This is a genomic window from Cupriavidus sp. 05L411 (assembly GCF_056398045.1).
Genome location: NZ_JBFTOQ010000003.1, coordinates 110,929 through 122,978, shown reverse-complemented (window position 1 = coordinate 122,978; position 12,050 = coordinate 110,929). Strand labels below are relative to the sequence as shown.

10 protein-coding genes are annotated in these 12,050 nt (G+C 67.3%); 2 read left to right on the top strand and 8 right to left on the bottom strand.

Annotation, left to right across the window (positions count from 1 at the left end; genetic code table 11):
• From AC1DQR_RS04585 to glmU, 5 genes are all read right to left on the bottom strand, one after another.
• Positions 1–321, bottom strand: coding sequence for a hypothetical protein (locus tag AC1DQR_RS04585; protein ID WP_416050312.1), 321 nt, complete (start codon positions 319–321; stop codon positions 1–3).
• Positions 322–503: 182 nt separating this feature from the next.
• Positions 504–1,304: a response regulator transcription factor gene (locus AC1DQR_RS04580; RefSeq protein ID WP_416050311.1), complete on the bottom strand. Its 801-nt coding sequence runs from the start codon at positions 1,302–1,304 to the stop codon at positions 504–506.
• A complete protein-coding gene (locus tag AC1DQR_RS04575; RefSeq protein WP_477132595.1) occupies positions 1,301–3,268 on the bottom strand; it encodes a sensor histidine kinase in 1,968 nt (655 codons plus the stop codon). Before AC1DQR_RS04575 ends, AC1DQR_RS04580 begins: the two co-directional genes overlap by 4 nt.
• 634 nt (positions 3,269–3,902) lie before the next feature.
• Entirely contained in the window at positions 3,903–5,741 is a 1,839-nt protein-coding gene (glmS, locus tag AC1DQR_RS04570) for a glutamine--fructose-6-phosphate transaminase (isomerizing) (RefSeq protein WP_416050309.1), read from the bottom strand.
• A gap of 120 nt (positions 5,742–5,861) precedes the next feature.
• Positions 5,862–7,223, bottom strand: coding sequence for a bifunctional UDP-N-acetylglucosamine diphosphorylase/glucosamine-1-phosphate N-acetyltransferase GlmU (gene glmU, locus AC1DQR_RS04565; protein ID WP_253932589.1), 1,362 nt, complete (start codon positions 7,221–7,223; stop codon positions 5,862–5,864).
• Between the two features lie 179 nt (positions 7,224–7,402).
• Here glmU and AC1DQR_RS04560 point away from each other — a divergent pair, with 179 nt between their 5' ends.
• Positions 7,403–8,347, top strand: a complete 945-nt coding sequence (locus AC1DQR_RS04560) for a DUF6279 family lipoprotein (RefSeq protein ID WP_416050308.1) — start codon at positions 7,403–7,405, stop codon at positions 8,345–8,347.
• Positions 8,348–8,374: 27 nt separating this feature from the next.
• Here the strand turns inward: AC1DQR_RS04560 and ttcA are convergent, their stop codons facing one another.
• The 3 genes from ttcA to AC1DQR_RS04545 form a co-directional block, all read right to left on the bottom strand.
• Positions 8,375–9,316 carry a tRNA 2-thiocytidine(32) synthetase TtcA gene (gene ttcA, locus AC1DQR_RS04555; protein WP_150992013.1) on the bottom strand — a complete coding sequence of 314 codons (942 nt, stop codon included), beginning with the start codon at positions 9,314–9,316 and terminating at the stop codon, positions 8,375–8,377.
• A 161-nt stretch (positions 9,317–9,477) separates the two neighbouring features.
• On the bottom strand, positions 9,478–9,891 hold the full coding sequence (locus tag AC1DQR_RS04550) for a dihydroneopterin aldolase (RefSeq protein ID WP_150992011.1): 414 nt from the start codon (positions 9,889–9,891) through the stop codon (positions 9,478–9,480).
• Positions 9,892–9,960: 69 nt separating this feature from the next.
• The gene (locus AC1DQR_RS04545) at positions 9,961–10,791 is read right to left on the bottom strand and encodes an SDR family oxidoreductase (protein ID WP_416050307.1); all 831 of its coding nucleotides are present in this window, start codon (positions 10,789–10,791) and stop codon (positions 9,961–9,963) included.
• A gap of 15 nt (positions 10,792–10,806) precedes the next feature.
• On the opposite strand from AC1DQR_RS04545, the gene AC1DQR_RS04540 reads away from it, so the two are divergent.
• Positions 10,807–12,015, top strand: coding sequence for a class I SAM-dependent methyltransferase (locus AC1DQR_RS04540; RefSeq protein ID WP_416050306.1), 1,209 nt, complete (start codon positions 10,807–10,809; stop codon positions 12,013–12,015).
• The last annotated feature ends 35 nt before the right edge of the window (positions 12,016–12,050 follow it).

Sequence of the window (12,050 nt, the reverse complement as noted above, 5' to 3'; positions counted from 1 at the left end):
CTAGTCCGAGCCCTGCGCCGGGCCGGCGGCAGATGCCCCGGCCGCCATGGCTCTCGCCTTCGCGCGGTTCCACGCATTGCCAATCGCAAGCCCGGCAGAGGTTGGGACGTACATGCTGGAGTCCTCGGCCGTACTGCCGTCGTACTGCAGCAAGCCCGAATCCATCATCTTGCGGATCTGCCAGCGGTGAACGATTTCGTCGTTGCCTTGCGCGCCAGGTTCCACCAGCACGACGCTTGGCAAGAGCCTGCCCCAGGGATCGCGAGCAATGCGCAGGACCGCCCCGTTGGCCACTCTTCCCAATAGCTCGCTCTGCCTCATTCTTGCTCCACGCTACTTATACTTCTGACGCTTCTTCCCGGGTGTGGCGGGCATCGAGGTTTCCCGCGCAGCGGACGACACCTTTAAGCGAGCCGGCCAGCCCCGTGACGGTGGGTGAGCATACAAAAATCCTCGCCGGCAAAGCTCACAAATACAAACCGCTCGCCGCCGGCCTCCCGGCGCTATCCCTCAGCCTGGTCCAGCCAGCGCTGCACCAGCAGGTAGCCGACGCCACGCACCGTGCGGATCGCCGGGCCATGCGGCCAAGCCCGCGAGAGTTTGCCGCGCAGCCGGCTGATGGCGACATCGAGCCGGTGCTCGTCGAAGTCAAGGTAGTTGCCACCCAGCGCCTCCACCAATTGGCGGCGGCCGGCCGCATCGGGCGCGCTGCGGCGCAAGGCCTGCAGCAGCTGGCCTTCCATGCGCGTGAGCAGGAGCGAGTTGCCAGCCGGCGTGATGGCCATGAGACGGCGCGCGTCGAGGCACCAGGCCGGCGCGGGAGCGCCGGCCATCGGCGGCAACGGAACGTCGGGCGTCACGGGGCCAAGGCGGCGCAGCAGGTTGGCGATCACCAGCAGCAGCTCTTCCGTGCGCGCCGGCTTGACGAGATAGCCATCGGCGCCGCCGCGCAGCCCGGCGAGCCGGTGGTGTGCCATGCCGCGCGCGGTCAGCATGACGATGCCCAAGTCGGGCCGGGTCCGGCGCAGGCGCTCGCAGATCGACAGCCCATCCTCATCCGGAAGGCCCAGGTCCAGTATCAGCAGCCGGCACGGCTGGCTGGCCAGGTGCGCGTCCAGCGAGGCTGCATCGGCCAGGCTTGCGACGGCATAGCCGGCGTGGCTCAAGTGAAAGGCCAGCTCCGTGCGCAGGCGCTCGTTGTCCTCGACCAGCGCAATGGGAACCCCTTCGGCCATCCCTTCGGACACCCCGGTTAGGGCGCCATCGGAAGCATCGAGGGCGGCAAGCGCGGCGGCGACAGTCATGCGGCCTCCGGCAGCCACGCCACGAAGCAAGCCCCTTCGCGCCAACCCGGATCGCAACACAGGGTCCCGCCATGCAGCTCCATGATCTTGCGCGCCAGCGGCAGGCCCAACCCGAGGCCGGGCTGGTCGGCAATTTCTCCGAGCCGGCGGAATTTCTCGAAGATCACCTCTTCCTTGCCCAAGGGCACGCCGGGCCCCTGGTCGCGAATGCGCCAGGCCACGCCGCGCACGCCTTCGCGCATGCCAGCGGCGATGTCGATCAGGATGCGGCTGGCCGGGTAAGCGTACTTGAGCGCGTTGTCGAGCAGGTTGAGCAAGGCGAAGTGCAGCAGGCGGACATCCCCATCGAGCTGCGGCAACCCGGCCCCGGCCTCCAGGGATACCCGGGCCGCCGCTTGCGGCTCGAGCGACGCGAGCACGTCCCGGCTGAGTTCGGCGAAGCCAAACGGCGCAGTGTCGAGCTGCTGTTCGCCGGGCACCAGCCGCTCGCGCGCCTCGGCCAGCTCCATCAGGAGCTTCAGCCGCCGCACGGCCAGCTGGATGCTCTGGTAGCGGCTCTCGCGCTGCGCGCGGTCGCCGCCGATGTCATCGAGCAGGCGCAGGCTATAGGCCGCGGCATCGATCACCGCCACCGGCGTGCGAACCTCATGCGTCATCATCGCGAGCAAACGGCTTTGCTCCTCGAACGCACGCCGCTCGCGCAGGGAAGACGCCATAGCCTCGCTGGCCTGCTGCCGCTCCCTCTTGCGCTCGCTTTCCGCTTCGCGCACGCGCAGCACAATGCTCAGGTGCAGCGTCAGCATCAGCGGCAGGTCGAGCAGGTGTGCGCCTTGCAAGGTGGCGGGGCTCAGCGGCAACAAGCCGAACGCGCCAAGGCAGCCAGGCAGGATGATGAGGCAGTACAGCGAAAGCGAAGCCGCGACCAGCCGGCCGGAAACCCCTCCGGTACGCCACAGGTGAAGATAGACGGGAATCGAGAACAATTGCCCCAGCAACACCCCGATATAGAGCACGCAAACCGCAGTACCGTAGTAATCGCTCGATGACGACAAGGCGACCGCCAGGCCCGTCAGCATGAGGCCCTGGTAATAGTGCAGCAGGCGCGGCGCGCGCTCGCGCAACTGCAGCAGGCAGATCACGAACAGGCTGGCGCACGCCCATTGAAGCCCCACCAAGGCCTTGGCGGCCAAGAGCGGCACGGTGGCATCGCGCGGAAAGAGAAACTGGCTGGCCAGTCCGTCAGCGGCAAACCAGCGCAGGGTAGCCACGGCCACGAGCAGGGAAAATGCACCGTAGAGCGCGCGGCGGGTCAGCAGCCAGCCTGCCAGGTAAAACAGCACCGCCGTGGCCATGAAACCCAGGTGCATGCCATAGCCGATGTTGGCGGCCGCGCTTGCCGCGCGCAGCTCGGACCCATGCCACAGCCGCAACGCGGCCGCCATCGTCCCGGTGGTCCGGATGCGCAGGTAGAGCACATCGCCAGGCTGCGGCTGCGCGAGCCGGAAGGCCAGGTTGCGGCTACGCCCATCGGGGCCGTCGCGGGCCTCGAAGGGCAGCCCATTGCCGCTGCGGCGCTCCACCCAGGCGCCGTTCTCTGCTGCCTGGTACAGGCGCACATCGTCGAGCGCCCCCGGCCAGATCTCCAGCCAGCGCTCGCCACCCTGGGCCGCCGCGGGCAGCACCACCTTGAGCCAGACCACGTCATGGGTGAAACCCTCGCTCAGGCCGCCGCGCAATGGCTCGAATCCGTTGGCATGCGCGGCAACCTGCGCGATCGTGAGCCGCCCGCCCGGATCGCGCAACCAGGACACGTCGGGGCTTTGCAGGGGTAGCGGGCCGGCATCGGAGGCCCAGGCCCGCGCCACCAGCAGCCAGGCCAGCATGCCGATAAGACCGGCCGCATGGAGGCGGCGGGCCAGCATGAGGCCAGCGCCATGGTGCCAGGGCGGGTCGGCGGCGCTCATGCGGCGAAACCAGGCGGCCGGATCACAAGACCGATCCTGCTGCACTGCGTGACGCATGACCGTGACCGTGACCGTCCGCCGCCAGGATGCAGGGACAACGAGAATGGCGAGGCTGCAGGCGCGTGACTCCGCCAGCTGGGCACGCCAGCAATCCTGGGCGGCTGAGGAGCCGCCCCGCAAGCCAATCTTCAGTCTTTCCCGAGGCAAGGTGTGCGGCGGGACTCCTAGAGCACCTGGTCCGCATTATCGTATTTGGTGTTTTATATTCTTATCTTTTTGTCTTCTTCCCGCTGATCTGGTGATCTGGTGATCTGGATCTGCAGGAGGCCCAGTGGCGGGCACGTCTTCGGCGAGAACACAGCCGTGCGAGATTCTTGGCTATTGGCCGGGATTGTTCAAGTCCGCCAAACGAACGAGGCGAACCGGCGGCGGTAGCCGATACCAAAGTAGGCAACTCACCGACAGCGGATGGCGAGCCGAGGGGCCATCCTGAGACCAGCATCGGCGCGAAGCCGGCCACCTGGCCGCGCGCCCTCCACCGGCAACTGGCATGAATAGACGCTTACCCATGCCGCCCGGCCGGCCAGGCGTTCCTGGCCATGCCGTGCGGCGCGGCTCGCAGCTATCGCTTGCGTTACTCCACCGTGACCGACTTGGCCAGGTTACGCGGCTTGTCCACGTCGGTGCCGCGCGCGCAGGCGGTATGGTAAGCCAGCAACTGCAGCGGCACCACGTGCAGGATCGGCGACAGGTCGCCATAGTGCTCGGGCAGGCGGATCACCTGGATGCCATCGGTGGAATGGATGTGGGTGTCGCTGTCGGCGAACACATACAGCCGGCCGCCGCGGGCGCGCACTTCCTGGATGTTGGACTTCAGCTTTTCCAGCAGCGCGTCGTTGGGCGCCACCGTSACCACSGGCATSGCCTCGGTCACCAGCGCCAGCGGGCCGTGCTTGAGCTCGCCGGCCGGATAGGCTTCGGCGTGGATGTACGAGATTTCCTTGAGCTTGAGCGCGCCTTCCAGGGCGATCGGGTAATGCAGGCCACGGCCCAGGAACAGCGCGTTCTCGCGGCGGGCAAAGTCCTCGGACCAGGAGATGATCTGCGGCTCCAGCGCCAGCACGCCGTGCAGGGCCACGGGCAGGTGGCGCAGGTTGGTCAGCGCCGCGGCTTCCGCCTCGGCCGTGAGCCTGCCGCGTACCTTGGCCAGCGCCAGGGTCAGCATGTACAGCGCGGCGAGCTGGGTGGTGAAGGCCTTGGTCGACGCGACGCCGATCTCGGTGCCGGCACGCGTCAGGAAGCGCAGCGCGGTCTCGCGCACCATGGCGCTGGTGGACACATTGCACACAGCCAGGGTGTGCGTGTGGCCCAGCGCCTTGGCGTGGCGCAGGGCGGCCATGGTATCGGCGGTCTCGCCAGACTGCGAGATCACCACCACCAGCGCGCGCGGGTTGGGCACGGTTTCACGGTAGCGGTACTCGCTCGCCACCTCGACCTGGGTCGGGATCTTGGCCACGGATTCGAGCCAGTATTTGGCGGTGCAGCCCGAGTAATAGCTGGTGCCGCAAGCCAGGATCAGCACGCTGTCGATCTCGCTGAACACGCTCTGGGCGGTCTCGCCGAACAGTTCCGGCGTAATGGCGTCGATGCCTTCCAGCGTATCGCCGAGCGCGCGCGGCTGCTCGAAGATTTCCTTCTGCATGAAGTGGCGATACGGGCCCAGCTCCACCGCCGCGGCGTGCGTCTCGACCACGCGCACTTCGCGCTCGACCAGGTGGTCGTGCACGTCGCGGATGGTGGCGCCTTCGCGGGTGAGTTCCACCACGTCGCCTTCTTCCAGGTAGATGATGCGGTTGGCAGTACCCGCCACGGCCAGCGCGTCGGAAGCCAGGAAGGATTCGTTGTCGCCCAGCGCCACCACCAGCGGCGAGCCGGCGCGGGCGCCGACCACGCGTTCCGGATGGTCCTTGGAGAACACGGCGATGGCGTAGGCGCCGTGCAGGCGCTTGGTCACGGCACGCACCGAGGCGAACAGGTCGCCGCGCGTGGCGCTGCTCGGGTAGGTGTAGACCTGGTGGATCAGGTGGGCCACCACTTCGGTGTCGGTCTGCGACTCGAAGCCATAGCCGGCAGCGCGCAGCTCTTCGCGCAGCGGCTCGTAGTTCTCGATGATGCCGTTGTGCACCAGCGCGATGGACTCACCCGAGAAATGCGGGTGGGCGTTAGTGGTGTCGGGCTTGCCGTGCGTGGCCCAGCGCGTATGCGCCACGCCGGTCATGCCGGTCAGGCCGGACGCGCGGGTCTGCTCGTCCAGGTCGGCCACGCGCGAGACCGTGCGGGCGCGCTCGAGCGCGTTGTCGCGCACTACCGCCACGCCGCAGGAATCATAGCCACGGTACTCGAGGCGACGCAGTCCTTCGATCAGGACCGGAACAATATTGCGCGAGGAAACCCCGCCGACGATGCCGCACATATTCTTCTCCCACAGGGCGCGGACACGGCCGCACCGGATGATTGGCGCGAGGACGGCGCTGCCGTCTCCCGCGAGTTGCCATTGCCGCCCGGCCGTATCCCGGCCAAGCGGCGGCGGGGCCTATTTCTTGGCTTGCTTGACCGGGCGCTGCCACGCGTCGAGCGTCATCTGCTTGGAGCGCGACAGCGTCAGCTTGTCGGCCGCCGCCTCCTTGGTCAGCGTCGTGCCGGCGCCAATGGTGGCGCCGCGGCGCACGGTCACCGGCGCGACCAGCTGCGTATCGGAACCGATAAAGACATCATCCTCGATGACGGTGCGGTACTTGTTCGCGCCATCGTAGTTGCAGGTGATGGTGCCCGCGCCGATGTTGACGCGCGAGCCGACCGTGGCGTCGCCCACGTAGGCAAGGTGGTTGGCCTTGCTGTGCGCGGCGATCTGGCTGTTCTTGACCTCGACGAAGTTGCCGATGTGCACATCCTCGCCCAGCACCGTGCCGGGACGCAGGCGCGCGTACGGGCCGATGCGGCCGGCCGCGCCAACGCTGGCATCCTCGAAATGGCAGAACGGCTGCACCCGCGCGCCAGCGCCCACGGTGCTGTTGCGCAGCACGCAGTTGGCGCCGATATGCGCACCGTCTTCCAGATGCACGCGGCCTTCGAACACGCAGTTCACATCGATGGTGACGTCGCGCCCGCAGGTAAGCTCGCCGCGGATATCGATGCGCGCCGGATCCAGCAGCGTCACGCCGGCTTCAAGCAGGCGCTGCGCCAGGTTGCGCTGATGGATGCGCTCGAGCTCGGCGAGCTGCACCTTGCTGTTCACACCCAGCGTTTCCCACAGCGCATCGGGCTGCGCGGAAACCACTTCCATGCCATCCGCCACCGCGCGCTCGACAGCGTCGGTCAGGTAATACTCGCCCTGGGCGTTGTCATTGCGCAGCGTGGACAGCCAGCGACGCAGGGGGCCGGTGGGTGCCAGGATGATGCCGGTGTTGATCTCACGGATGGCGCGCTGCGGCTCGCTCGCATCCTTTTGCTCGACGATGCGCACGATCTTGCCCGCCTCGCGCACGATGCGGCCATAGCCGGTGGGGTCGTCCATTTCAACCGTCAGGATGCCGAAGCGCTCGCTGCCGGCCGCAGCCACCAGGCGCTGCAGCGTGGCGGCTTCGGTCAGCGGCACATCGCCGTACAGCACCAGCGTCGGCTGGCTGTCGTCGAGCAGCGGGAGCGCCTGCGCCACGGCATGGCCGGTGCCAAGCTGCTCGGCCTGCAGGGCGAAGGCAACATCTGGCGCGCCAACCGCCTCGCGAACGCGGTCGGCACCATGCCCAACCACCACCACGAGCCGGGTCGGCAACAATTTTCGTGCCGTTTCAATCACATGGGCGAGCAGCGGCCGGCCTGCGAGAGGATGCAGGACCTTGGGCAGCGCGGAGTTCATCCGCTTGCCCATTCCTGCAGCGAGAATGACGATATTCACAAGGAGGGTCCTAAGTGAGTGTGTCCAGCAAACAGTATGAATCACCCCCTCGGCGAGCCCGGGGGCCAGCAGCGTTGGCCAGGGTCCGGGCCCGAACCCCGAAACCGGCGGCAAAGCCAGCAACGGTTGGGAATCGCGGGCGCGATCAGCTGCCAAAACGCGCGGAAAAGGATTCTATCATGGGGGTTTTGCGCCGTTTGACCGCCAATCCCTTCCTGCGCAGGGACCGTGTCCGGTGTCTCCTTCTGGTCACAGCGGTGGTCGCCCTGACGGCCTGCAATGCCCTGAAGCTAGGCTACCAGCAGGGCGACCGGCTCGCCTACTGGTGGATCGACAACTACGTGGACGTCTCCGCCAGCCAGGAACCCCTCACCCGCGATGCCATCGCCCGCTTCTTTGCCTGGCATCGCAAGGACCAGTTGCCTGAGATCGCCGGCTTGCTGCGCCAGGCCAAGAGCGAGGTACAGCAGCCGGTCTCCGCCGCCGCGGTGGGCAAGATCCAGGACGACGCCCAGCGCCTGGCACGCGTTGCCTTCGATCGCTCCACGCCCGACGTGGCCGACCTGCTGCTGACGCTGACCCCTGAGCAGATCGCCCGCATGGAGAAGAAATTTGCCGATGCCAACGCCAAATACCGCAAGGAATACCTGCGCCCCGACCCGGCGGCCCGCGAGGAAGCCCGGTTCGACAAGGTGATGGACTATGCGCGGCTGGTCTACGGGCGCTTCTCGAGTGACCAGGAGGCCACTATCCGCCGCGCCATGGCGCCCGTGGTGCAAGGCGCCGAGGCGCGCTATGCGGAACGCGTCAAGCGCCAGCAGGAATGGCTGGCGCTGGTGCGCCAGGTGCAGGCCGAGCATCCGCCCAAGGCCCAGGTCGTGGAAATGCTAAGGCGCTATGGCGATCACTGGCAGAACCCGCCCACGCGGGAGCGCAATGCCCGTTACGACGCCAACAACGAGGCCGGGCTGGCGCTGACCGTCACCATTGCCAACCTGACCACACCGGAGCAAAAAGCCCATGCGGTGGATCGCTTCCAGAAATGGATCGATGACGCGAACGCGTTGATGCGCGATGGCACCGCCAATGCGGCGGCGCCCCGGCCAACGCGCGCTGAGAACTGACAAGGGGCCGGGAGGCCGGCCCCTGGCCTATTCGGCGGCAGGCTGCGCCGGGCTGGCGGGCGCGGACTTCTCGAAGCGCACGAATTCCAGCTTGTTCTCTTCCATGCCGCCCGCAAAGACCAGCGGCTGCTGGGAGAAGGTGGTCTCGCCGAACAGCGAGGCCTCGTCCACCTTGGCCAGGCCGGTTGCCAGCCCGTTGAAATCGAACAGATCGGTATCGGCCAGATGCGACGGCACCACGCTGCGCAGCGCGGCAAAGATATTGTCGGTGCGCCCCGGATTGGTCCGCTCCCACTCCAGCACCATCTCCTTGACCTTCTTGCGCTGCAGGTTTTCCTGCGAGCCGCACAGGTTGCACGGGATGATCGGGTATTCCATCGCGCGTGCGTAGCTGGCGATGTCCTTTTCTGGGCAATAGGCCAGCGGGCGGATCACGATGTGCTGGCCGTCGTCGGTGGCCAGCTTGGGCGGCATCGCCTTCATCTTGCCGCCGAAGAACAGGTTCAGGAAGAAGGTCTGGATGATGTCGTCGCGATGGTGGCCCAGCGCGATCTTGTTGGCGCCGAGCTCTTTGGCGGTGCGGTAGATCACGCCGCGGCGCAGGCGCGAGCACAGCGAGCAGGTGGTCTTGCCCTCAGGCACCTTCTCCTTGACGATGGAATAGGTATCCGCGTCGACGATCACATACTCCACCCCCACCGATTTCAGGTAGGCCGGCAGGATGTGCGCGGGAAAGCCCGGCTGCTTCTGGTCCAGGTTCATCGCGATCAGCTTGAACTTGACCGGCGCGCGCTTTTGCAGCGCCATCAGCACCGACAGCATGGTGTACGAGTCCTTGCCGCCGGAGAGGCACACCAGCACCGTGTCGCCATCCTCGATCATCTTGAAATCGCCGATGGCGCGGCCCGTCTGCGACTGGAGATAGGTCTCCAGACGGAAGAAGTTCTTGGAATGCGTGGTGGCGGTCATGGCGATGGGGTGATGGGGCGAAGGGGCGATCGGGTACGGCAAAGCAAGGGCAAAACGGCGCGCAATGCGGCAGTCGCATCACATGCAAGCTGCCGGGGCCGGAGAACCCGGCATTTTACCGTGAGCCGCCACCCTGCGCCGGCAGCCCCAGAGCGGCTCACTTACTGGCCAACCGGCTCGCTCTTGATGTGGAACACCTCGACGCCGACCGAATCGCAATCCGGGTACACGTCCGGCTTTTCGGTCGATACGCGCACGGCGCGCACCTTGGGATGCTTGAGCATGGCGCGCGCCACGTCGTCGCACAGGGTTTCCTGCAGGTGGACGTGGCCCTGCGCCATGCGCTCGGCGACCGTATTGCGCATGAAGTCGTAGTCCACCACTTCCTGCAGCTTGTCGTCCTGGGGCGTGCTCTGGGCCAGCGGCACGAACAGGTCGATATTGATCAGCACGCGCTGTTCGCCCTTTTTCTCGAATTCGTGCACGCCGATATTGATCTGCACTTCGTAGTTGCGCAAGAACATGCGGCGGCAGTCTTGCAGGCTGGGATGTGTGAGGGCGGCGAGCATGGTCATGATGGGGAGAGGAAAAATGAGGGACAAGGCGCGCGCGGACTTGGCGCGCGCGCCGGGTACGTTATTGGATCATTCGGTCAGGAACATCACGTCGCGCGCCAGCGGCATCAGGTGCTGGCCGCCGTCGACGTAAAGCGTGGTGCCGGTCACGGCGCGCGCTTCGGCCAGGTAGGCCACCGCCTGCGCGATGTCTTCCGGCGTGGACGACTGCCCCAACGGCGTCATGCGGTGGGCGCGCCGGAAGCCCGGGCTGGACTGGTCGCCCGAGACCATGGTGATGCCGGGCGCCACGCCCACCACGCGCAGCTTGGGTCCCAGCGCCTGGGCCAGCTGCACGGTAGCCGTCTGCAGCGCCGCCTTGGACAGCGTGTACGACAGGAAGTCCGGATTCAGGTTATCCAGTTTCTGGTCGAGCAGGTTGATGACCACGCCGCGCTGCGTGTCCGACATGGCGCGGTGCATTTCGCGCGCGAGCAGCAGCGGCGCGGCCACATTGGTGCGCATATGCGTATCGAGCGAGGCATAGGAAAAGCTGGTGGCCACGTCGTACTGGAACAGCGAGGCATTGTTGACCAGGCAGGTCGGCACGCCCAGCGCATCGGTGCAGGCCTTGATCAGCGTGGCGGTGGACGCCTCGTCGGCCAGGTCGGCCTGCAGCACGGCGGCACGCTGGCCACCGGCGCGGATCTGTTCGGCCAGCGCCTCGGCCTCGGCCACGGAGCGGTGGCAATGCACCGCCACGTCCCAGCCGCGCTGGGCCAGTTCCAGCGCGATCACGCGCCCGAGCCGGCGCGCGGCGCCGGTGACGAGCGCGATACCGCGCGCGGGGGTAGCAGAGGCGGCGGCGGCGGCGGTAGCGCCGGCAGGCGATGCGGAGTCAGGGGATTCGGAGGCTGGCATTGCTACAATCGCGGTATGCACAAAGGCGCTAGTTTACCCCTTCCCCCCGCCGACGCGCTGTCGGCGTCCGCCGCGCTGAGCGCGCACATCGGCCAGGCTATCGACGACGCGGGCGGCTGGCTCGGTTTCGACCGCTATATGGCGCTTGCGCTATATGCGCCCGGGCTGGGCTACTACAGCGGCGGCGCCGCCAAGTTCGGCCGCGACGCGCGCGATGGCAGCGACTTCATCACCGCCCCCGAACTCAGCCCGTATTTCGCCCGTACGCTCGCGCGCCAGTTCGCGCCGCTGCTGGCGCAGGGCCTGTCGCAGGTCCTGGAATTCGGCGCCGGCACCGGCCGRCTCGCCGCCGACCTGCTGCTGGCCCTGGAGCAGGAAGGCCAGTTGCCCGAGCGCTACGCCATCGTCGAGCTCTCCGGCGAGCTGCGCGCGCGCCAGCAGGCCATGCTGGCCTCGCGCGCGCCGCATCTGGCCCCACGCGTCGCCTGGCTGGATACCCTGCCCGAGCATTTCGAAGGGATCGTGGTCGGCAACGAAGTGCTGGACGCCATGCCAGTGCGGCTGTTCGCCCGCAGCCACGGCCGCTGGCTGGAGCGTGGCGTAGTCCGCCGGGACAGCGATGCTGACGCATCCGACACATCCGATGCAGCCTTCGGCTTCTCGGACCGTCCCGTGGCGGCCGACGCCCTGCCTGAAACACTGCACGCCGTGGCCGGAGACCACGACATCGTCACCGAAACCCACGCCGAGGCCGAAGGCTTCATGCGCGCGGTGGGCACGATGCTCACGCGGGGTGCGGTGTTCCTGATCGATTACGGTTTCCCCGCTGCCGAGTACTACCATCCGCAGCGCGTCGGCGGCACGCTGATGTGCCACTACCGCCATCACGCCCACCCGGACCCCTTCCTCTACCCTGGCCTGCAGGACATCACCGCCCACGTCAACTTCAGCGGCATCGCCCACGCCGCCGCCGATGCCGGGCTGACGGTGGCCGGCTTCGCCTCGCAGGCGCGCTTCCTGATGAACGCCGGCATCACCGAGCTGCTGATGGCGCTGGACCCCAACGACACGCGCAACTTCCTGCCCGCCGCCAACGCGGTGCAAAAGCTGCTGTCCGAGGCCGAGATGGGCGAACTGTTCAAGGTGATCGCGCTGACCCGCGACTTTGATGCGGCGCTGCCGCTGGCAGGCTTCGCACGCGGCGATCGCAGCCACGCGCTATAGTCCGCGCATTTCACCCTCTCCCCTTAGGCACCCCA